General features: G+C 66.1%; 19 protein-coding genes. 12 read left to right on the forward strand and 7 right to left on the reverse strand.

Annotated elements, in window-relative coordinates:
* Positions 1–8 precede the first annotated feature (8 nt).
* The 5 genes from ACREB7_RS03865 to ACREB7_RS03885 all read right to left on the reverse strand — a co-directional run bounded on the left by ACREB7_RS03865 (position 9) and on the right by ACREB7_RS03885 (position 5,679).
* Entirely contained in the window at positions 9–914 is a 906-nt protein-coding gene (locus tag ACREB7_RS03865; RefSeq protein WP_431590974.1) for an alpha/beta hydrolase, read from the reverse strand.
* Between the two features lie 152 nt (positions 915–1,066).
* A complete protein-coding gene (locus tag ACREB7_RS03870; protein ID WP_431590975.1) occupies positions 1,067–2,272 on the reverse strand; it encodes a tetratricopeptide repeat protein in 1,206 nt (401 codons plus the stop codon).
* A gap of 178 nt (positions 2,273–2,450) precedes the next feature.
* Positions 2,451–4,250, reverse strand: a complete 1,800-nt coding sequence (locus tag ACREB7_RS03875; protein WP_431590976.1) for a vWA domain-containing protein — start codon at positions 4,248–4,250, stop codon at positions 2,451–2,453.
* Positions 4,251–4,362: 112 nt separating this feature from the next.
* Entirely contained in the window at positions 4,363–4,896 is a 534-nt protein-coding gene (locus tag ACREB7_RS03880) for an RNA polymerase sigma factor (RefSeq protein ID WP_431590977.1), read from the reverse strand.
* 141 nt (positions 4,897–5,037) lie between these two features.
* Positions 5,038–5,679, reverse strand: a complete 642-nt coding sequence (locus tag ACREB7_RS03885; RefSeq protein ID WP_431590978.1) for a helix-turn-helix domain-containing protein — start codon at positions 5,677–5,679, stop codon at positions 5,038–5,040.
* Between the two features lie 141 nt (positions 5,680–5,820).
* On the opposite strand from ACREB7_RS03885, the gene ACREB7_RS03890 reads away from it, so the two are divergent.
* The 10 genes from ACREB7_RS03890 (at position 5,821) to ACREB7_RS03935 (ending at position 19,600) form a co-directional block, all read left to right on the forward strand.
* On the forward strand, positions 5,821–7,800 hold the full coding sequence (locus tag ACREB7_RS03890) for a serine hydrolase domain-containing protein (RefSeq protein WP_431590979.1): 1,980 nt from the start codon (positions 5,821–5,823) through the stop codon (positions 7,798–7,800).
* On the forward strand, positions 7,800–8,807 hold the full coding sequence (locus ACREB7_RS03895; protein ID WP_431590980.1) for a dipeptide epimerase: 1,008 nt from the start codon (positions 7,800–7,802) through the stop codon (positions 8,805–8,807). The genes ACREB7_RS03890 and ACREB7_RS03895 overlap by 1 nt, the downstream gene beginning before the upstream one ends.
* Before the next feature lie 84 nt (positions 8,808–8,891).
* Entirely contained in the window at positions 8,892–10,034 is a 1,143-nt protein-coding gene (locus ACREB7_RS03900) for a dipeptidase (protein ID WP_431590981.1), read from the forward strand.
* Positions 10,035–10,068: 34 nt separating this feature from the next.
* Complete coding sequence (locus ACREB7_RS03905) at positions 10,069–12,225, forward strand: TonB-dependent receptor (RefSeq protein WP_431590982.1); 2,157 nt, start codon at positions 10,069–10,071, stop codon at positions 12,223–12,225.
* 19 nt (positions 12,226–12,244) lie between these two features.
* On the forward strand, positions 12,245–13,285 hold the full coding sequence (locus ACREB7_RS03910) for a DUF1611 domain-containing protein (RefSeq protein ID WP_431590983.1): 1,041 nt from the start codon (positions 12,245–12,247) through the stop codon (positions 13,283–13,285).
* A complete protein-coding gene (locus ACREB7_RS03915) occupies positions 13,282–14,421 on the forward strand; it encodes a YkvI family membrane protein (protein WP_431590984.1) in 1,140 nt (379 codons plus the stop codon). The genes ACREB7_RS03910 and ACREB7_RS03915 overlap by 4 nt, the downstream gene beginning before the upstream one ends.
* Positions 14,418–15,995: a serine hydrolase gene (locus ACREB7_RS03920; protein WP_431590985.1), complete on the forward strand. Its 1,578-nt coding sequence runs from the start codon at positions 14,418–14,420 to the stop codon at positions 15,993–15,995. The genes ACREB7_RS03915 and ACREB7_RS03920 overlap by 4 nt, the downstream gene beginning before the upstream one ends.
* Positions 15,992–17,176 carry a dipeptidase gene (locus tag ACREB7_RS03925; RefSeq protein WP_431590986.1) on the forward strand — a complete coding sequence of 395 codons (1,185 nt, stop codon included), beginning with the start codon at positions 15,992–15,994 and terminating at the stop codon, positions 17,174–17,176. Before ACREB7_RS03920 ends, ACREB7_RS03925 begins: the two co-directional genes overlap by 4 nt.
* The gene (locus ACREB7_RS03930) at positions 17,173–18,234 is read left to right on the forward strand and encodes an amidohydrolase family protein (protein ID WP_431590987.1); all 1,062 of its coding nucleotides are present in this window, start codon (positions 17,173–17,175) and stop codon (positions 18,232–18,234) included. The genes ACREB7_RS03925 and ACREB7_RS03930 overlap by 4 nt, the downstream gene beginning before the upstream one ends.
* Before the next feature lie 142 nt (positions 18,235–18,376).
* The gene (locus ACREB7_RS03935) at positions 18,377–19,600 is read left to right on the forward strand and encodes an NAD(P)/FAD-dependent oxidoreductase (RefSeq protein ID WP_431591016.1); all 1,224 of its coding nucleotides are present in this window, start codon (positions 18,377–18,379) and stop codon (positions 19,598–19,600) included.
* Here the strand turns inward: ACREB7_RS03935 and ACREB7_RS03940 are convergent, their stop codons facing one another.
* Positions 19,601–20,230 carry a DUF4126 domain-containing protein gene (locus ACREB7_RS03940; protein WP_431590988.1) on the reverse strand — a complete coding sequence of 210 codons (630 nt, stop codon included), beginning with the start codon at positions 20,228–20,230 and terminating at the stop codon, positions 19,601–19,603.
* Between the two features lie 104 nt (positions 20,231–20,334).
* Here ACREB7_RS03940 and ACREB7_RS03945 point away from each other — a divergent pair, with 104 nt between their 5' ends.
* Positions 20,335–21,111 (forward strand): NUDIX domain-containing protein, encoded by a 777-nt coding sequence (locus ACREB7_RS03945; protein ID WP_431590989.1) that lies wholly within the window; start codon positions 20,335–20,337, stop codon positions 21,109–21,111.
* Positions 21,112–21,287: 176 nt separating this feature from the next.
* Entirely contained in the window at positions 21,288–21,536 is a 249-nt protein-coding gene (locus ACREB7_RS03950; RefSeq protein ID WP_431590990.1) for a hypothetical protein, read from the forward strand.
* 106 nt (positions 21,537–21,642) lie between these two features.
* Here ACREB7_RS03950 and ACREB7_RS03955 read toward each other — a convergent pair whose 3' ends face one another.
* On the reverse strand, positions 21,643–22,503 hold the full coding sequence (locus ACREB7_RS03955) for a carbon-nitrogen hydrolase family protein (protein WP_431590991.1): 861 nt from the start codon (positions 22,501–22,503) through the stop codon (positions 21,643–21,645).
* Positions 22,504–22,520: the final 17 nt, after the last annotated feature.

The following is a 22,520-nucleotide window of genomic DNA, read 5'->3' on the forward strand; positions in this document are numbered from 1 at the left end:
GCCGGTTCCTATCTACAGGCGAAGTAGCGGCGGACCAGCCCACCAATCAAGTCGTTGGCCGCCGCGACCGCCGCAATGGTGATCGGCAGGAACTGAAAGCCGTGCGGCAGCCCCGGAAGGCGGCAGGCGAGCGTTTCGACCCCGCTCCGCACCAGCGCCGCCGCATAATATTCGCCGTCGTCGCGCAGCGGGTCTTCGGACGCGGTCAGGACGATCGCGGGCGCGAGGCCCGCATGGCTGGCGGCGTGCAGCGGCGAGGCGAGCGGGTCGGACTCGGGCGTATCGCCCAGATAATATTCGCGGCACGCATCGAGATAGGTTTTCGACAGGCCCGGCGCGGCGACTTCGGCGAACGATGGCAGCGCGAAGCTCATGTCGGTCGCCGGGTGGATCAGCAGCTGGAACAAGGGCTGTGGCTTGCCTTCGTCACGCAGCCGCAGCGTCACTGCAGCGGTCAGGTTGCCGCCCGCGCTTTCGCCGCCCAGCGCGATGCGCGCGGGATCGCAGCCGAGCCTGGCCGCCGACCGGCGCGCCCAGTCGAGCGCGGTCATCGCATCGTCGAGCCCGGCGGGGAATTTATGCTCGGGCGCGAGCCGATAACCGACCCCGAGCACCGCGCAACCGCTGGCGGCGGTCAGGTGGCGCGTCATCGCATCATGCGTGTCGAGATCGCCGAACATCCAACCCCCGCCATGGAGGAAGACCAGAAGCGGCAAGGGTTCGTCCGATGCCGGGCGATAGAGGCGGGCGGGCACGCCATCGGCATCGAAATCCTCGACATGGTCGATGTCGGTTCCCGGCATCGCCGCCGCCATCATCGCCATATTGGCGCGCATCATCGGAATCAGTTCGGGGGTCAGCGGCGGCATTTCGGCCGGCTGGCCAATGAGCGCGGCGATATCGGGGTCAAGCATGGGGTATCCTCTCTGATGACATCGATATCAACGACGTCGGACAGGATTTCAATAGGCTTGTTCACAGGTGGCGGGTTCGCCCCGCAAATCGTCGAAATTTACCGGATTTCAGCTACGCTCGCCGAGCCATCGAAACCCGCGCGCGTTGACTGTTATTCGATGACGTCCTGATAGCGGCGATCGAGTTCGATCGCGCGCTTCTCGTCGGCGCTGGCTTTGTCGTCGTCGCCATTTTTCCGCAACAGCCGACTGCGGACATAATAAGCGCGCGCCGAATCGGGGGCAAAGCGCACCGCCAGGTCGAGGTCGGCGATCGCCCGGTCGATATCGCCCTTGCGGTCATAGACCAGCCCCCGGTTGAGATAGCCGATCGACAGCTGCGGCGCGGCCGCGATCGCCTTGTCGAAATTCGCGACCGCCGCGTCGGTGTCGCCCTGCCAGGCCTGGACCAGGCCGTCGGCGAGATGGGTTTCGGCGCGCTCGCGGGTCTTGCGATTGCCCTGCGTCACCAGCCGGGTGCAGCGCGACAGGCTCTGGCTCGGATCGTCCACCGTGCAGGCGTTCCAGTCGCCGCGCGGTGCCCGCTTCGGCGCGGCCATCTTCGCCCCGGTGACGATGATTTCGCTGCTGTTGTCGCGAGCGCGGTCGACGGCCGGCGCAGCGGCGACGGCAACGGGCACGTCGGCCATGGTCGACGATCGGCGCTGCGCCGACACGACGATGTCGCGATCGGCGGTGTCGCTTCGTTTCGCGGCCGCGACCGACCCGCGCGCTTCGGCCTGCGCCATCATCCGGGGCGGCGGAGCGGGAGGCGGCGGCGGAGGCGGAGGCGGAGGCGGAGGAGGAGGCGGGGGCGGGGGGGCATGGGGAGGCGCGGCGACCGGCTTTGCGACAGCCGCGCTTTCGCCTGCATCGCCGGGCCGGGTCGCGGCAATTTCTTGCCGCGCGCGATCAACTCGCCCAGTCGCCGGCGCCGGTCCGGTCGCGAGCGTTTTTTCCGTCGTCGTCGGGGGCACCGTCGCCGCCGCATCTGCCAACTCGGTTGCAGCGGGCGGCGCGGTATCGGGAAGGTCCGGCGCGACTGGCTCGCCGATCCCGTCGATCGGCTGGTCGACCATGCGCATGGCGAGCGGCACGCTGATCCCGACGACCAGCACCGCCGCGACCAGCGCGCCCATCTGCGGCCGCTGCAACCTCGCCCACCAGCTATCGGCCCTGGGACGCGGGCGATCGGCAGCCGGCGCGGCATCTGCCCCGTCGAAGCGCGCGAGCGCGGCGGTGATCGCGGCTTCGCGGCGCTGCGGCGCCGGGGGCGGCGCACCGGGCAGCGCGGCCAGAATGTCGTCGTCGCGGTCCACCTATCGCCCGTCCCGGCCGTGCGGCAGTGGCGCTGCGCCAGAGGAAGCGAGGATCGGCATCGTTTCGCCTTATACGCACAAAAACGCGGGGGTCGATTGTCTCGAAGTCGCCTCGCGACGTTCGGCAATGGCGGATGCGGCGGCGCGGATTGCCCCGCGCCGCCGTTCCCGCATCGCTTCAGCGATCGAGGCGCGCCAGCGCACCGGCGCTCTTGGCGGCGCGGACCATCTGCACCAGTTCGGTGCGATAGCCGAAATCATCGGACCCGCGCGCCGCGCCGACAATCGCCAGCACATCGTCATAGGTCATCGACCCGCTATATTTGCCGCCGCGCAGCAGTTCGGCAAAGGCGGCGACCCCGACCGCGAAGCGCGCATCGCGCGGGGCATCGTCGAAGCGGGCGAATTCGACCCGGCGATCGATGCTGGTCGAGATCAGCTGGCTGGTGTCCGATTTCGGCAATTTGTAGCGGATTTTCACAAAGCCATATTCGCTGGCCTTGCCGACGACCGGCGCGCGCTGCGCCACCGTCTGATAGCGCAGCTCGCCGTTCGCGCGCGGCCCGTCGACGGGGGTAATTTCATAGATCGCGGTCACCGTCTGCCCCGATCCGACATCGCCGGCGTCGACCTTGTCATTCTCGAAATCCTCGCGGTTCAGCATCCGCGTTTCATATCCGATCAGGCGATATTCGGCGACGGTCGCGGGGTTGAATTCGACCTGGATCTTGACGTCCTTGGCGATCGGAAACAGCGTCGAGGTCGCTTCGTCGACCAGCGTCTTCCGCGCCTCGCTCAGCGTGTCGATATAGGCGGCGGCGCCATTGCCGTTCTGCGCCAGCGTCTGCATCAGCGCGTCGTTGTAATTGCCCATGCCGAAGCCGAGCACCGACAGGAAAATGCCCTTGCCGCGCTGGCGCTCGATATAGCCCTTCAGCTCATTCTGGTCGGTGATGCCGACGTTGAAATCGCCGTCGGTCGCCAGGATCACGCGGTTGACGCTCTTGGGGTCGAGATTCTGTTCGGCGAGTGCATAGGCCTGGCGGATCCCCTCGGCCCCGGCGGTGCTGCCGCCCGCCTCGAGCCGGTCGAGCGCTGCCAATATCTTGCTCTTTTCGCCGGCCGACGTCGGTTCGAGCACCGTCCCGGCGCTGCCGGCATAGGTGACGATCGACACCCGGTCGCCCGCGTCGAGCTGATCGAGCAGCATGGCGAGCGATTGTTTGACCAGCGGCAGCTTGTTGGCCGACTGCATCGATCCCGAGGTATCGAGCAGGAACACCAGATTGGCGCGTGGCCGCGTTTCGGGGGCGATCTTATAGCCCTTGATGCCGATCCGCACGAGCTTGCGCCCCTCGGTCCACGGGCTCGGCATCACCGCGACATTGGTGCTGAACGGCTGCTGCGCGCTCGTCGGCGCCGCATAGTCATAGGGGAAATAATTGACCAGTTCCTCGGTCCGCACCGCCGCCGGCTGCGGCAGGACATTCTGGTTCAGCGAGGCGCGGACGAAGGAATAGGAGGCGGTGTCGACGTCGATCGAGAAGGTCGACACCGGTTCGGCCTCGGCGATCTTGAAGGGGTTTTCGGTGGTCGAGGTGAATTTGTCGCGCCCGACCTCCTGATAGATCGGCGCGCGCTGGTCGAGGCGGGTGCCGCCCATCGGCATCGGCGCCGCCCGCTTCGCCGTCACGGCGCCGGACACATAAGCCGGCGGCGGCGGAGGCGGCGGAGGGGGCGCGGCGACATAGCCATTATGATGGGAAACCACCGATACCGGGACATCCTGTGTCCCCCGCACACGAGCGGCGGTGACGATGATTTCGGACGAGGACTTGTCGGCTTCGCGCCGTTCGCCGGGTGCGGCCGCGTCGGGCGAAGCGGATGGCGACGCGACGTCGCTGTTGTCGACGGCCGCGCAGGCGGCGAGGAGCGCGAACGCCAGTCCGGCGGTCGTCGTGACATGGATACGGGGCATGGAAACCTCCCTGATGACTGCGGTGCACAATCGCCCGCATGTCACTGGGACGCGCCGGGTCCGGATATCCTTGGCGGCTTTGCGAAAAAAATTTGCGGGTCCGGCCTCGACCCTATTCGGGCGCGTCGGACCCGGCGGCGAGCAGGCGGCGGATCTCGCGCATCCGCCACGAAACGGTGTTTTCAGCAACCCCCAGGATCGCGGCGGCCTCGCCATGGGTCAGTTGCTGCCCGGCGACGAGTATGGCGGTATCGCGCAGATCGGGTTTCAGCCGCGCGATCGCGCTCTTGACCCACAGCGCGTCGTACAGGTCGCGGCCGTCGGGCGCGTCCATCAGCCCGACCATCACCGCCAGCCGGTCGGTGAAGCCCGCAAAGGCCTTGCGGCGTCGGCGAAAGTCGCGGCACGCGTTGAAGACGATGCTGCACAGCCAGGTGGTGAATTTGGCCTCGCCGCGAAAGCCCGACAATTTCTCGGCGAGGATGCAGCACACATCCTGCGTGATATCGTCGGCGTCGGCGCGCGACCCGGTCAACTGCCACGCCAGCCCATGGATGCGGTCATAGTGCCGGCGGAGCAGCGCTTCGAACGCGTCGCGGTTCCCGGCGATGGCGGCAGCAAGGATATCCGCGTCGCCCTCCGCCATGCGTCAGGCTTGGACGTCCGGATGGTCGGTCGGTCGGCTGCCGGGGCGAACTTGGCTCTGCATTGACCGGCTTGCTCCCCGTGTTCCGCCACCGGACCCGGTTGTGCCTCATTCGGCGGGCCAAGGCCACCGCCCTTTGGGTCAGAGCCCGCCTTCGCCGTCGCCGTGCAGGCTCATCAGCGAATCCATCAAGCCGTCGTCGGCGCTGGAGCAGACGCCCAGCACGAGCGCCTCCTCGCACCCATCCGCGACGACATAGGCGTGGCCCATCGACGAATCGAGATAGATGCCCTGGCCGACTTCGAGCACGACCGGGTCGTAATATTCGGTGTGCACCGCCATCCGGCCTTCGAGGACATAGATGAATTCCTCGCCCTGGTGATGGACGAGCTCGCCGAATTCGGTCGCACTGTGCGCGCGAATGCGCGTCAGGATCGGAATCATCCGCTTCTGGCGCAGGTCGGTGCACAGGTAGTGATAATCATAATTGTCGGTGGTGACGCGCACCGCATTGTCGATCGTGCCGACGCTGCGGCGGCCGGTCGGGCGCGGCGACGCGTCTTCCGAATCCTCGGCGAACAGGTCGGACATGCGCATGTTGAGTCGCTGGCTGAGCTGCTGGAGCTTGTCGTAGCTCAGCGTCAGCCGGTCGTGCTCGACCTTGGACAGCGTCGACACGGGGATGCCCGACTTCGCACTCATCTCCTTGAGCGTCCAGCGATTTCGCGAGCGAATCCCGCGCATCACCTCGCCCAGCGTCGGCGGTTTTGTGCGGTTTGCCATCAAAGTCGCCATAAGCCGTTTGACAATTCTCTAATCAGGATCATTATGTCCCTATTGGGCTAACAGATGTTGGTCCCTTGGTAAGGGGTCGCGCGGCTCGCTGCAAGGCTAAGTGAGCGCGCCAGCAAAAGGGAGGTCGCGATGCGTTTTGTTCGCAAGCTGATGATCGGACTGGCCGCGCTCGCGGCGGTGCCGCTGATGGCGCAGGGGCCGGCGGTCGCGCCGCCCGCCAAGAAGGTGGCGGCGCCCGCAGCGCCGACCGCGAAAGCCGATGCGCCGCCGGTGACGCTCGACCGCGCCGACCTCGAAGCCTGGCTCGACGGCTATCTGCCCTATGCGCTCGAACGCGGGCGGATCCCCGGCGCGGTCGTCGTCGTCGTGAAGGACGGTCAGGTCGTGCTGGAGAAGGGCTATGGCTTCGCCGACGTCGCCAAGCGCGCGCCGGTGCTGCCCGAAACTACCTTGTTCCGCCCCGGCTCGGTATCGAAACTGTTCACCTGGACGGCGGTGATGCAGCAGGTCGAAGCGGGCAAGCTCGACCTCGACAAGGACGTCAACGCCTATCTGGATTTCAAGATTCCGCCCTATCAGGGCAAGCCGGTCACGCTGCGCAACATTATGACGCATACGGCGGGTTTCCAGGAATCGGTGCGTTACCTGATCAGCAGCGATCCCAAGGCGGTGATGACGCTCAAGAAACAGATGCCGCTGGCGCTGCCCGATCGCGTTTTCGCGCCCGGAACGACGCCGGCTTACTCCAATTACGCGACCGCCTTGGCCGGCTATATCGTCGAGCGGGTGAGCGGCGAGGATTTCGACTCCTATGTCGAAAAGCATATCTTCACGCCGCTCGGCATGACGCATGCATCGTTCCGTCAGCCGCTTCCCGCCAGCCTCGCGCCGCACATGTCGAAGGGCTATCCCAACGTCACCGGCAAGGCGCAGCCGTTCGAGATCGTCGTCCCTGCCCCTGCGGGCAGCCTGTCGGCGTCGGGCGCCGACATGGGCAAGTTTATGATCGCGCACCTCAATGACGGCGCCGGGCTGCTCAAGCCCGAAACCGCGAAGATGATGCATGATTATAAGGCTCCGGGTGTGGGTCCGCTCAACAGCATGGCGCTCGGCTTCTACGAACAATGGGTCAACGGTCACCGCGCGATCGCGCATGGCGGCGACACCGTCTGGTTCCACTCCTATCTGTGGCTGTTCCCCGATGCCGACATCGGCGTCTATATCTCGATGAACAGCCCCGGGCAGGCGGGCGATGCGGGCGCGGTGCGCAGCGCCCTGTTCCACAAATTCGCCGACCGCTACCTGCCCGGCGCCGACAAGCCCGGCACCGTCGACGCCAAAACCGCCGCCGCGCACGCGCAGATGATGGTCGGACATTATGAAAGCAGCCGTGGCAGCTTCACCAATTTTATGAGCCTGTTCGGGCTGCTCGGACAGGCGAAGATCACCCTGACCGAGGATGGCAAGATTACCCTCCCGGCGCTCGACGGCCTGGGCGCCGGCGCGCGCGACTGGGTCGAGGTCGAGCCGTTCGTGTGGCGCGACACCGGCACCGGTGAGCGGCTCGCCGCCGAGGTCAAGGACGGCCGCGTCACGCGCTGGAGCCTCGATGCGGGCTCGCCCTTCATGGTGTTCGAACCCGCGTCCGCCGGCACCAATGCGGCCTGGCTCAACCCGGCGCTGATCTTCGCGCTCGGCATCGTCCTGCTCGCCGCGCTGGCGTGGCCGGTGCGCGCGCTGGTCCGGCGCAGCTTCAAGGCCGACTTCGCGCTCGAAGGCAAGGCGCGCCGCGCTTACCGCCTGTCGCGGATCTTTGCCTGGCTGGTGCTTGGCGCGCTCGCGGGTTGGATCGGCCTGATCGCGGCCTTCTCGGCCGATATCGGCAGCATCGGCGGGCCGCTCGACTGGCTGATCCACCTGCTGCGCATCCTGACCCCGCTCGCCACCTTCGGGCTGCTGATCACCGCGGTGTGGCACCTGGGACAGAGCATCAAGGGCAAGCGCCGCTGGACGATGAAGCTCGGCGCGGTGCTGCTCGTGCTGGCCGCGCTGGTTCTTGTCTGGGTGACGCTGGTCTTCCACCTCTATGGTTTCAACATGGTGTATTGATGACGACGATGGGCAAGCAGAAACTGGCGCTCGACCTTCGGGTCGAGCGCTTTCCCTACCACCAGCCGTTCCGCATTTCGGGGCATGTCTTCACCGAGACCGCATTGCTCGTCGCCGAGCTTTCGGATGGCACGCATTCGGGGCGTGGCGAGGGGGCCGGGGTCTATTATCTCGGCGACGACATCGACCATATGCTGGACGAGGCGCAGCGCGTCCGCGGCGCGATCGAGGCCGGGATCACGCGCGAGCAATTGCAGGACCTGCTCCCGGCGGGCGGCGCGCGCAATGCGATCGACTGCGCCTTCTGGGAACTCGAAGCGAAACAGGCGGGCAGACCGGTGTGGGACATCGCCGGACTCGCGCCGCCGCAGCCGCTGCTCTCGACGCTGACGCTGGGCGCCGACGCGCCGGGCAAGATGGCGCGCGCCGCGCTGGCGCTCGATCCGGAGGCGCCGGTCAAGGTCAAGCTGACCGGCGATTTGGATGACGACATCGCGCGGGTCGAGGCGATCCGCGCCGCGCGGCCCGACGCCTGGATCGGCGTCGACGCCAACCAGGGCTATAGCATCGCGACCTTGCGCGCGCTGCTTCCAGTCCTGGTGGCGAACCGGGTCGCGCAGCTCGAACAACCGTTGAAACGGGGATGTGAGGCCGATCTCGACGGACTGAAACGGCCGCTGCCCTTCGTCGCCGACGAAAGCGCGGTGACGCTCGCCGACACCGCGTCGCTCGTCGGGCGTTTCGACGTCGTGAACATCAAGCTCGATAAATGCGGCGGGCTGACCGAGGGGCTGGCGATCGCGCGGCAGGCGAAGAAGCTCGGGCTCGACGTGATGGTCGGCAACATGATGGGCAGCAGCCTGTCGATGGCGCCGTCCTTCGTGCTGGGGCAGCTCTGCGACATCGTCGATCTCGACGGACCGACCTTCCTCGCGAGCGATCGCGAGCCGGGGGTGCGTTATGCGGGCGGACGGATACATTGTCCGGAAGAAATTTGGGGTTTGTGACGTAACGATGTCCTATTTGGGTTGACAATTCTCTGATTAGGACAATAGTGTCGAAATTGTAGATTTCGTGAGTTGGAGGGTGGAATGAAGACGTCATTCCCGTTGACGCGCCGCGCCTTGGTCGCCGGCGCGGTCGGCACCGCTTTGTCCGCGCCGATGATCGGCCGGAGTGCGTTCGCCTTTGCCGCCACGCCGGGGCGCAGCTATTCGCGCCGCGCGGTCGATATCGTCGCGTCGTCGCTGGTCATCGACATGCTCGCGCCACTCAAGATCACCACCTCGCCCGACTATGTCGCGCATCGCCTGACCGACGCCGAAGCCGCCGAGTTTCGCGGTAGCGGCATCACCGGTTTCCACAACGCCTATGGCCTCGGCGGCCCCGACGCGCGGGCGCAGGGGCTGGAGTTCCTTGCCGGCTGGCAGGGTTTTGCCGGCCGCAACAGCCATGTCTTCACGCTCGTCGACACCGTGGACGACCTCGACCGCGCCAAGGCCGACCGGAAATGCGCCGTCATCATGGGCATCCAGAATGCCGAGCAGTTCGAGCGCGTCGAGGATGTCGCGACCTTCCGCCGCCTCGGCCTGCGCTGCGCGCAACTCACCTATAACAGCCAGAACATGATCGGGTCGGGCAGTACCGAACGCGTCGATGGCGGGGTCAGCGACTATGGCGCCGCGATCATCGCCGAGATGGAAAAGCAGAAGATGCTGATCGACGTCTCGCATTGCGGCGACAAGACCACGCTCGACGCGATCGAGATCGCCAAGGGGCCGATCGCGATCACCCATAGCAATGCGCGTGCGCTGGTCGACCATCCACGCGTCAAGACTGATGCGGCGATCAAGGCGCTCGCGGCGAAGGGCGGGGTGATGGGCATCACCGGGGTGCGCATGTTCGTGCGCAGCACCGATCCGACCAATGTCGGGCATATGGCCGACCATATCGATCATGTCGCAAAGCTCACGGCGATCGAGCATGTCGGCATCGGTTCGGACGCCGATCTCAACGGCTATGACGATATGAAGCCGGACGAATATGCGCTGCTCAAGCAGGGCTACAAGGCGAGCTACGGCTTTCGCGACAAGATCGACATCGACGGGTTCGACCATCCGCTCAAGGTCTTTGACCTGACCGAGGAACTGATCCGCCGGGGCTATTCCAACGAAAACATCACCGCGGTGTTGGGGGGCAATTTCCGCCGCCTGCTCGCGCAAGTCTGGGGGTAAGACGATGAAACAGGGTCTCTTTATTGCAGGAAGCATGGCCGCACTGATGGCCGCGATGCCGGCGGCGGCGCAGGAAGCCGGAGCGGTTGCCGTCGAGGGCGAAATCGTCGTCACCGCGCAGAAGCGCGTGGAGAACGTCCAGGACGTGCCGATCTCGATCAGCGTCGTCGACGGCAAGGCGCTGCAGGAACAAGGCGCGGCGTCGCTTGTCGACTATGCGGGCTTCGTTCCCGGCATGCAGGTATCGAACAGCGGCACGCCGGGCCAGACCACGATCACGTTGCGCGGCGTCGCGCCGCTCAGCTCCGCACAGACGGTCGGCATCTATCTCGACGAGGCGCCGGTCGGATCGAGCGCGATTTACAACCGCTCTGGCGCGTTCACGATCGACCTGATGCCCTATGACCTCCAGCGTATCGAAGTGCTGAAGGGCCCGCAGGGCACGCTCTATGGCGCAAGCTCGATCGGCGGACTGGTCAAATATGTCACGGTCCAGCCCGACACCAGCGCGTTCAAGGTGCGCGCCGGGGTCGAGGGCTTCGCGATCAAGGGTGGCGACGGACTCGGCTGGGGCGCGCAGGCGATGGTCAATGTCCCGATCGTGACCGACAGGCTGGCGATGTCGGCGAGCTTCGCCTGGCGCAAGACGCCGGGCTGGGTCGACAGCGTCAACAATGCCGCGCTCAAGGACCAGAACGACTATGAACAGCGCGGCGGCCGCGTGGCCTTGCTGTGGCAGCCGACCCCCGAATTCAGCGTCAAGCTTGCGGGCATCTGGCAATCGCTCGATTCGGACGGCAACGGAACCTATGCCGCCGACCTGGCGGGCAACCGGCTCGGCGACGGGCGATCGTTCAACAATTATGTGCCCGAATCCTTTGACATCGACCTCGACTATTATTCGGCGACACTCGACTATGATTTCGGCGCGGCGTCGCTGACCTCGGCGACGACCTATAGCAAGACGCAGAGTCGGCAGGTGCAGGATACGAGCTATGCCTTTGGCGTGCTCTTCCCGCTGCTTACCGGGGGCGCGATCGCGCCGGGCATCACGCCCTTCTATCTTGATCTCGGGCTCGAAAAATGGACGCAGGAACTGCGCCTCGCCTCGCCGGGCGGCGGGCGTTTCGAATGGCTGATCGGTGGCTTCTTCACCGACGAGACGACGAGCAATTCCCAGCTCGTCCGGTCGTTCGACATGGCGGGCAATCCGATCCCTGGACTCGATCCGCTCGCGATCGTCGGCCTGCCTGCGACCTATAAGGAATATGCCGCCTTCGCCAACGCGACCTTCCGCTTCTCCGACCAGTTCGAGATCACCGGCGGCCTGCGCTGGGCGCGTAACGAGCAGACGTTCCGCCAGATCAGTTCGGGCGCGATCGTGCCGCAGGCGAACAATCCGGGTGAATCGGCGGAGAATGTCTTCACATACTCGATCAGCCCGCAGTTCCACATCAACGACGATGCGATGCTCTATGCCCGCGTCGCCACCGGTTATCGTCCGGGCGGCCCCAACGTCGTCGTGCCCAATGTGCCCCCGACGGTCGATGCCGACCGGATGAAGAATTACGAGATCGGGTTGAAGGCCGATTTCGCCGACCGTCTGGTGTCGGTCGATGTCGCGCTCTTCTGGATGGACTGGACCGACATCCAGGTCGTGCGCGCCTTCGGTGGCGTGTCGGGCGGCGCCAACGGCGGCAAGGCGACGAGCAAGGGCATCGAGGGATCGATGCTGCTGCGCCCGGCGCCGGGGCTGACGATCACCGCAACGGGCAGCTATACCGACGCGACGCTCAGCGAGGATGTCCCCGAAATCAGCGGTTTCGACGGCGACCGCTTGCCCGCAGTGCCCAAGTTCAGCGGTGCGCTGCGCGCCGATTATGAATTCGAACTCGGCGGTGGCAACAAGGGCAGCTTCGGTGCGGGCGTCCGCCATGCCGGAAACCGCTTTTCGCTGGTGGAGAGCGATCCGCTGACCGCGCTCGCCAAACCCTATACGTCGGTCGATCTCAACGCATCGGTGACCTTCAGCGACCATTGGACGCTGCGCGCCTATGCGCGTAACCTGCTCGACAACAAGGGGGAGATGGCGCGCTCGACGATGGCGGACGGACTCAACCGGCCGAGCTTCCTCGCGATTTCGCCGCTGCAGCCGCGCACGGTTGGCGTCGCGCTCGACATGTCCTTTTGACGCCGACGGAGTGAACCAGATGAACGCGCCCACCGGACGCCTGTCCGACCGACTGACCCTGCCGCAGCCCTATCTGCTGTTCCTTGGTGACACGAGGGAGGCGAGCTTTGCGAAGACCGCCTTCGGGCTCGCCGATTGGGCGGCTGACCGCTGCGTTGGCGAGTTTTCCGCCGCAGGCTGCACCGTCACCACCGGCCTGCCGCGGCTCGACCCTGCGGCGGCCAAGGCTGCAGGCGCTCGCTCGCTGGTGATCGGGGTCGCCAACCAGGGGGGCGTGATCGGCGAAAGCTGGGTCGCGATCCTGATCGACGCGATGGAGGCCGGGCTCGACATCATCAGCGGGCTGCACACGCGGCTGAACAGCGTGCCTGCGCTCGTCGAGGCGGCGCGCCGCACCGGCCAGCGGCTGATCGACGTGCGGACCCCGCCTGCGGACATTCCCGTGGGCAACGGGCAAAAGCGCACCGGCAAACGCCTGCTTACCGTCGGCACCGACTGCGCGCTTGGCAAGAAATATACCGCGCTTGCGCTGCACCGCGCCTTTGTCGAACGCGGTCTCGACGCCGATTTCCGGGCGACCGGCCAGACCGGAATTATGATCGCGGGCGGGGGCATCCCGATGGATGCGGTGGTGTCGGACTTCGAGGCCGGGGCCGCCGAAATCCTCAGCCCCGATGCGCCCGCCGATCATTGGGACCTGATCGAGGGGCAGGGGTCGATCTTCAATCCCGCCTATGCGGCCGTGTCGCTCGGGCTGCTCCATGGCAGCCAGCCCGACGTGTTCGTCGTCTGCCACGATCCGTCGCGCACGGTGATCCTCGGCATGGAAAGCTTCGCGCTGCCAACGGTCGAGGAGGTCATCGACCTGACGATCCGCCTCGGCAGCCGGACCAACCCGGCGATCCGCTGCGGCGGGATCAGCCTCAACACCTCCAGCCTGGGGACCGATGAGGCCGAAGCCTTGATGACGGCCGAAAGCCGGCGGCTCGGGCTGCCGGTCGCCGATCCCATCCGCGGCGGCGCGGCCTTCGCCGCGCTCGTGGACAGCTGCCTCGCATGAGCGCCGCCGAACCAGCCGGGACGTCGAGCTGGTTCCAGCGCTTCCTGCTCCCGGGCTTCGCGCTCAAGGCGGTGATCATCGGCGGCGGTTATGCGACGGGACGCGAACTCGCCGAATATTTCGTGCCCTCGGGACCGTGGGGCGGGCTCGCGGCGATGCTGCTTGCGACAGGCGTCTGGAGTCTGGTCGCGGCGGTCACCTTCGCGCTCGCGCGCAAGCTCGGCGCTTATGATTATCGCGCCTTCTTCCAGGGGCTTCTCGGTCCGGGCTGGATCGCGTTCGAGATCGCCTATCTGATCTTCGTCGTCCTGATCCTCGCGGTGTTCGGCGCGGCGGCGGGGGCGATCGGCGCCGCGACCTTCGGCTGGCCCGAATGGACGGGGTCGCTGCTGCTGGGCGTGTCGATCACGGCGGTGGTCGCGTGGGGGACGGGCGTCGTCGAGCAGATGTTCAAATATGTCTCGATCCTGCTCTACACAGTCTACGGCCTGTTCCTCGTCATCGCGCTCGCCAGTTTCGGCGGGCTGATCGGGCAGGGGTTCGCCAACGCGCCGCCGCCGTCGGGCAACTGGATGGCGGGCGGGCTCACTTACGCGAGCTATAATATCGTTGGCGCGGTGGTGATCCTGCCGGTGTTGCGCCATCTGACCAGCCAGCGCGACGCGGTGCTGGCGGGGATCATCGCAGGGCCGTTGTCGATGTTGCCCGCGATCCTCTTCTTCGTCGCGATGATGGCTTTTTATCCCGCGATTGGCGCCGAGACCTTGCCGTCGGATTTCCTGCTCCGCCAGATGACGGTGCCGGGGTTCCACGTGATCTTCCAGGTGATGATCTTCGCCGCGCTGCTCGAAAGCGGGGCGGGGGCGGTGCATGCGATCAACGAGCGTATTTCGGGTGCGATCGAAAGCCGCGGCCGCGCGCCGCTGACCACCGGCGCGCGCGCGGCGATCGGTGCGGTGATCCTCGCGGGCTGCATCTTCGTCGCGGGGCGCATCGGCCTCGTCGATCTGATCGCCAGCGGCTACCGCTTCCTCGCCTGGCTGTTCCTTGCCGTCTTTGTCGCGCCGCTGCTGACCATCGGTATCTGGCGCCTGCTGCGTCCATCCCCCCTTGCCCCCCTGGAGACCGTGCGATGAAACACGCCCGCTTGTTCGCCTTTTCGCTGCTCGCCACGACGGCGATACCCGCCTGGGCCGAGCCGCCCAAGGATCTCGCGACCGACGTCGAGGCGCTGCGCAAGGAGATCGGCGCCACGGGCGTGTCGATCGCGATCGTCGAGGACGGCAAGACGACGCTGTCGCGCGGCTGGGGCGAGCGCAAGCTCGGCGAGCGCGGGACGGTCGATGGCCAGACGCTCTTCCAGACCGGCTCGACCGGCAAGGCGATGACCGCCGCCGCGCTCGCGATCCTCGTCGACGAGGGCAAGATCGCGTGGGACGATCCGGTCATCAAGCATATGCCCTGGTTCCGCATGTACGACGCCTGGGTGACGCGGGAGATCACGATCCGCGACCTGCTCGTCCACCGCAGCGGCCTCGGGCTGGGGCAGGGCGATTTGATGTTCGTCCCGCGCACCAACCTGACGCGCAAGCAGACGGTCGAGCGCGTCGCCTGGCTCAAGCCGCAGACCAGTTTCCGCTCGGCCTACGCCTACGACAATATCCTCTATGCCGTCGCGGGGCAGTTGATCGAGGAGGTCAGCGGCCAGACCTGGGAAGCCTTCATGCGCGACCGCGTGCTGCGCCCCGGCGGCATGAAGAACGCGACCAGCGACAGCGAGGACCGCTTTCGCATCCCCAACCGCAGTTGGCCGCACGCACGATTGAACGGGCCGCTGCGCGGGCTCGGCGACCAGCAGGCGCTCGACGAGCGCGATGAGCTGGGACGAAACGGCGCGCCGGCGGGCGGGCTGGCGCTCAGCGCCGACGATATGGCGGCCTGGCTCAAGATCCAGCTCGCGCACGGTGCGCTGCCGAACGGCCAGCATCTGTTCAGCGAAGCGCACGCGGCCGAGATGTGGAAGCCGGTGACCCCGATGCCGATCACCGAATTGCCCGCTGCGCTCAAACCCGCGCAGCCGATGCAGCAAGCCTATGCGCTCGGCTGGCAGGTGCAGGATTATCGCGGCCATCGCATCGTCCAGCACAGCGGCGGCGTGTTCGGATCGATCACCCGCGTCGTGATGATCCCCGACAAGAATGTCGGCTTTGCGATTATGATGAACAGCGAAGAAAGCGGGATGTTGCTCGGGCTGACCTTCAAGCTGATCGATCACTATCTCGACCAGCCCGACTATGGCTGGACGACAAAATGGCAGGATTGGTACAAGCAGCGGCTCGCGGGCGGCGTCGAATATCTGAAGCAGACGCAGGCCGCCCCCGCCAAGGTCGGGCCGTCGCTCGATCCTGCGCGCTACGCCGGGCGCTACCGCGACCCCTGGTATGGCGACATCGTCGTCGCCAATAGCGACAAGGGGCTGACGATCGATTTCACCTCGACGCCGCGCATGGTTGGACGGCTCAAGCATTGGCAATATGACAGCTTCGTCACCGACTTTGACGATCCCGCGATCGAGCCCGCTTATGTGACCTTCGCACTCGACGCCGACGGCAAAGTCAGCGGCGTGACGATGAAGGCAGTGAGCAAGATCGCCGACTTCAGCTGGGATTATCACGACCTCGACCTGAAACCGGTGGAGGAAAAGAAGTGAAGCGGTTCGCCATATTGTTGGCCGCGACGGCGCTGGCGGGTTGCACGGCGGCCAAGGAAAAGGGCGCGACCGATGAGCGTCCGCTGCACAGCCGGATGCTGGTGCTCGACACCCATCTCGACACCCCGCTCCATTTCGACCGCGCGGGCTGGAGCTTCGCCGACCGCCACAGCCTCGCGACCGACCTGTCGCAACTCGACATCCCGCGCATGAAGGACGGAAATCTCGATGGCGGCTTTTTCGCGATCTACACCGAACAGGGGCCGCTCGATGCCAAGGGCTATGCCGATGCGCTGGCCTTTGCGCGCAAGCGATCGGACCTGATCGACGCCACGATCGCCAAACACGCCGACGCGATCAGCCCCGCGCTGACGGCCGACGATGCGCGCCGGCTCGACAAGGCGGGCAAGCTGATCGCCTTCAAGTCGATGGAGAACAGCTATCCGCTCGGCGAAGACCTGACATTGCTCGACGAATTCTACAAAAAAGGCGTGCGGCTCGCGGGTCCGGTGCATTCGAAGAATAACCAGTTTGCCGACAGCGCGACCGACAAGCCGCGCTGGAACGGCCTCAGCCCGCTCGGCAAAAAATGGGTCGCGGAGATGAACCGCCTCGGCATCGTCATCGACGCCAGCCATTCGTCCGATGCGACGTTCGACCAGATCCTCGCGCTGTCGAAATATCCGATCCTGCTCTCGCATTCGAGCCTGCGCTCGGCGCACGATCATCCGCGCAACCTCGACGAGGGGCGGCTGAAGGCGCTTGCAGCGAAGGGCGGGGCGATGTGCATCTCGACGATCTTCATGTCGGAGATGGACATGACGCCCGCGCGCGCCGAGCTGTTCGGACAATATGAGCATATCGGCGAAATGACGCCCGCCGAGCAGGCCGAGCTGACGCGGCGCTGGCGCGCGCTCGACCAGAAGGAGAAGATGTGGGCCGCCGATTTCGAGGCCTATCTGACCATGGTGGAACGCGCGATCGCGGTCGGCGGGGTCGATCATATCTGCTTCGGTGCCGATTGGGACGGCGGTGGCGGCCTTCCGGGGATCGAGGACATATCCGCGCTGCCCAAGGTGACCGAGCGGCTGAAGGCCGCAGGCTATTCGAACAGCGACCTGGAAAAGATGTGGAGCGGCAATATCCTGCGCGTGCTCGCGGCGCAGGGCGTTGCGCGATGATCGGCCGATCTCTTGTCCTCGGACTCGCCTTGTTCGCCGCGCCGCTGGCGCTGGCGCAGGAGGCCGGTCGCGCCGAGCCAGCGCCCCGCGCCGACCATCATATGCATATCGACAGCAAGCTGATCACCGATCATCTGCGCGCGATGCAGGCTGCCTATCCCGACATCTTCGACGGCATTTCGTCCGACCTGTTCCTCGAACGGTCGGGCGAGGATGCGGTGCGCGAACTCGATCGTGCCGGTATCGACAAGGGAGTGCTGCTGTCGACCGCCTATATGTTCGGCTTCGCGGGGGTGCCGCTCGAGCCCGCCGTCATGGCCGAGCGGATGCGCGGCGAGAACCGCTTCAACGTCGACGCCGCGCTGGCGTCGAAGGGGCGGCTGGTCGCCTTTGTCGGGATCAATCCTTTCGCCCCCAACGCCCTCGACGAGCTTGCCTATTGGGCGCAGCAGCCGGGCGCGTCGGGGGTCAAGCTCCACCTCGGCAACAGCGGTTTCGACACCGCCGATGCCGGACAGGTCGACGCGCTCGGCCGTTTCTTCGCGGCGGCGAACAAGGCGCATATGCCGCTGGTCGTCCATCTGCGCGGCGCGGCGCCGTTCAACGCGGCCAGCGTCAATATCTTCATCGACAAGGTGCTGGCGCAGGCGGGCGATCTGCCGGTCCAGATCGCGCATGGCGGCGGTTATGCCGGCATCGACCAGCCGACGCTCGAAGCACTGGGCGCTTATGGCGACGCCATCGCGCGCAAGGCGCCGGGAACCGCCAACCTCGTCCTCGACATGTCGGCGGTGATGACATTCGATCCGGCAAAATTGCCGGGCGCCAAGGAATCGACCGAAACGCGCACGCCCGAGGAAATGCGCCGACTCTATGTCGCCGGGATGCGCAAAATCGGCCTCGACCGCTTCGTCCTCGCCAGCGATTGGCCGGCGCTGGCGCCCCCGGCCGAATATTTCGCGCGCGAACGCGCAATGCTGCCGGTGACGCCCGCCGAATGGAAGCAGCTTTGCGAAAATCTGGCGCCCTATCTGCGGCCCGGGTGGACGACGAAATAACGGCGCGACGGGTCGATCCGGTCGGGAGCCGACCGAAAGGCTCCCCAAGAATTTCTATTCCGTTACGGCGCCGCCGCCGCTTGCCTCTCCCCCTGCCGCGTGCAAGGGACACCGCATAAACCGGTGCGGGAGAGATATGGCGATGCGGTTCGACGTGGTGATCGTGGGGGCAGGGCATGGCGGCGCGCAGGTCGCGGTCGCGCTGCGCACCCAGAAGTTCGAAGGCAGCATCGCGATCATCGGCGACGAGCCCGAACTTCCCTATGAGCGTCCGCCGCTGTCGAAGGAATATTTCGCCGGCGAAAAGGAATTCGAACGCATCCAGATCCGTCCCGCCAAATATTGGGACGAACGCGACGTCGCGATGCTGCTGAACAAGCGCGTCGTGTCGGTCGATCCGGCGGCGCACAGCGTCACCACCGACGGCGGCGAGACGATCGCCTATGGCAAGCTCGTTTGGGCGACGGGCGGCAGCCCCCGGATGCTGCCGATCCCCGGCGGCGACCTGCCCGGCGTCCAGGGCGTGCGGACCCGCGCCGATGCCGACGCGATGAAGGCGGCGTCGGAGACCGCGAGCCAGATCGTCGTCATCGGCGGCGGCTATATCGGGCTCGAAGCCGCGGCGGTGCTGCGCAAGGCGGGCAAGCCCGTCGTGCTGCTCGAAGCGCTCGACCGCGTGCTCGCGCGCGTTGCGGGTGAGGATCTGTCGCGCTTTTATGAAAAGGAACATCGCGACCATGGCGTCGACCTCCGCCTCGGCGTGCAGGTCGCGGCGATCGAAGGCAGCGAGCGCGCCACCGGCGTCCGGCTGGCGGACGGTGAGGTCGTTCCCGCCGATCTCGTCATCGTCGGCATCGGCATCGTTCCCGCCGTCGAGCCGCTGATCGCGGCGGGCGCGACAGGCGGCAATGGCGTGCTCGTCGACCATCATTGCAAGACCAGCCTCGCCGACATCTATGCGATCGGCGACTGCGCCGCGCACGAGAACGACTTTGCCGAGGGTGCGGTCATCCGTTTGGAATCGGTGCAAAATGCCAATGACCAGGCCAATGTGGTCGCCAAGGGCATTTGCGGCGACGAAGCGCGCTATCATGCCATACCCTGGTTCTGGTCGAACCAATATGACCTCAAGCTCCAGACGGCGGGGCTGTCGACCGGGCACGATCAGACGGTGCTGCGTGGCCAGGTCGCCGATCGCAGCTTTTCGGTCGTGTATCTGCGCCGGGGCAAGGTGATCGCGCTCGACTGCGTCAACGCGACCAAGGATTATGTCCAGGGCCGGATGCTGGTGACGGCCGGGCTGGAGGCGAGCGCCGAACAGCTTGCCGATACCGAGACGCCGCTGAAGGCGTTGCTGCCCGGCTGATCAGGCGGGCGGCAACTCGCCGGCGGGTTCGTCACCCAGCGTCCGCTTCAGCGTCGCCTTGATGTTGCGGAGCAGGCGTCGCAGCGCGATGATGACGATCACCGCCGCGACCAGCATCAGCACCGCGATGACGATCGCGAGCGGCGGATAAGCGATGGCGAGCGCCAGCAGCCCGCCCGTCGCGACATCCTCGCCGGTCGACACCGCGACATTGCTGAAGGGTTCGGGGCTGACGTTGACGACGGCGCGGGTCGTCGCCTTGGCGCTATGGCTGAGCAGCGCGCCACCGCCGCCGAGCAGGAAGGCGATCACCTGCCACGCCGGGTCCGAGCTGTCGACGAGCGCCAGTGCGAGCAGCGCGCCGCCGAGCGGCCGGATGAAGCTATGGACGGCGTCCCATGCCGAATCGACCCAGGCGACCTTGTCGGCGAGGAATTCGGCGATCGTGCCGACCAATGCGACGCCGAGCACCCAGGGGTTGGCGAGAATCTGGAGCGATTGCAGATGGTCGGGCAGCGGCAGCCAGCCGAAGTGCATCGCCACGCCGGTCGCCAATATGGTGAGGTAGAGCCGCCAGCCCGCGAGCAGGCTGAGGCTGCCCGCGACGCCCAATATCTCGACGATACCCAAGACCTTGCTCCCCCATGACCTCTTGTGCGGCCATCTTGCACCGGCGTCCGTCCGCTCGCAATGGCGGATGACAAGCCGCCCGCGTGGGACTATCGCCAGTGATAATGAGCGAACCAGAGACCCTGCCCGACGGCGCGATTCCCGCAGCCACCCTCGTCATCATGCGGCCTGCCGACGCGGGCGGCCCCGCCGAGATCCTGATGGTCAAGCGCGCGGCGACCATGGCCTTTGCCGCCGGCGCGATGGTGTTTCCCGGCGGCCGGATCGACCCGGACGATTATCTGGTCGCCAGCAATCACGGCTATGGCGAGATGAGCGCCGATGGCGCAGGGCGCGTGGCCGCCTTGCGCGAAACGCTCGAAGAAACCGGCCTTGCCGTGGGCTGGCCCTCGCTGGACGAGCAAGATGTTCCGGCGGTGCGGCAGGCGCTGCTCGCCGAGCGGCTGCTGTCCGACATTTTGGCCGAACGCGGCGACCGGCTGGAACTCGACGCCCTGGTGCCCTTCGCGCGCTGGTGCCCCAACTTCAAGGAAGCGCGCACCTTCGACACGCGTTTTTTTGCGATCGAGGCCCCCGCGCACAGCCATGAACTGACGGTCGAGGAGGCCGAGCACAGCCATATTTTCTGGGCCAGCGCGTCCGAAACGCTGGCCATGGCGGACCGCGGCGAGGTCTCGATCATCTTTCCGACCCGCCGGAACCTTGAAAAGCTGGCACAGGCCGATGATTTCGCCGCATTTTCCGCTCATGCTGCCGCGCATCCGTTCGAGTTGGTGACCCCGTGGATCGAGGAACGCGGGGGAGAGTCGCACCTGTGCATCCCAAGCCATCTGGGCTATCCCGTCACCAGCGAACCTTTCGAGCGCGTGCGACGCGGGTAACGAACACCGCCAGAAGGATTTTTTCCAGATTTAGCAGAATCCTAAGAAATGCTGCAGTACGGCAAAACGCCTTGCAATATCTGGCAGCCCTGCATAGAAGGGTGAGGCAGAAGCGGTTTGGGGTGATTCCCCGGATCAATTCGAGAAGATCAAAATTCCAGTGGATGGAGAAAATGATGAACCTGCTCAAGAAAGCTGCGATCTCCCTCGCCGCGACATCGATGATTGCAGCACCGGTTGCGGCCTCGGCTGCGCCTGCTATTTCGGCGGTGTCGTTCGACGACGTTCGCGCCGTCTCGGCCGTTGACGGCCAGAGCGAACTGGACGGCAGCACCTGGATCATCGCGCTCCTCGCACTGCTCGCCATCATCGGCGGCGCCGTGATCGCCGGCGGCAACAACAGCGACACCCCGACCAGCCCGTAATCGGCTCGTCGAGTTCGAGTTTCAAAAGGCTCCGAGTTTCGCTCGGGGCCTTTTGCACGTCTGGAGGAAGCGGACGCATCCCTCCCGTCGCCGTTCCTTGCCGTTATCAGAGGATCAGGCGGCGATTCGCGCGGGATCGGTCGATCGGGATCGATTGACGCGCGCGTGCGGTGGCGGCGCCGTCGATCGGCGCCAGCACCAGTCGGGCGTAGGTGTCGCCCGCAACGCCCGATGCCGTCGATTCGCCGAGTATCTCGCCCCACGGTCCGACCGCCAAGCTGTGGCCATAGGTCGATCGCCCGTCGGCGTGCGTCCCGGCCTGTGCCGCAGCAACCACATGGCAGCCGTTTTCGATCGCGCGGGCGCGCTGCAGCACATGCCAATGCGCCTCGCCGGTCGATACGGTGAAGGCGGCGGGGATCGCGATCACCTCGGCACCGCGCTCGACGAGCGCGCGATAGAGTTCGGGGAAGCGCAGGTCGTAACAGATGCTGAGGCCGAGCATGCCGATCGGTGTCCCGACCACCACCAGCGACTCGCCGCCGGCATAGCTCGATGATTCGCTCCAGCTTTCGCCCGATGGCAGCGACACGTCGAACATATGGATCTTGTCATAGGCCGCGACGACCGTTCCGTCGGCGGCGATCACATGGCTGCGATTGATGCGGCGGCTTCCGTCGTCCGACAGGAAGGGCATCGAGCCCGAATGGATCCACAGCCCGCGGGCCTGCGCCATCGCCTGCAGCGCCGGAACCCAGCTGCTGTCGCCCTCCGTTCCGATATGCGCCGCCGACCTTGTGCGGTCGCGGTCGAGCAGTACCGACATTTCGGGGAAAAAGGCCATGGTTGCGCCCGCTGCCGCAGCGGCGCCCAGCGCGCGGTCCATCGTCCGCAGATTGGCATCGGGATCGATCCCGCTCGTCATCTCGACAAGCGCTATCAACGGCGGGGCGGGGGCATCGGTCATGCCCAAGGGCTAAGCAG

The sequence above is a fragment of the Sphingopyxis sp. genome (genome assembly GCF_050725615.1).
Classification (GTDB): domain Bacteria; phylum Pseudomonadota; class Alphaproteobacteria; order Sphingomonadales; family Sphingomonadaceae; genus Sphingopyxis.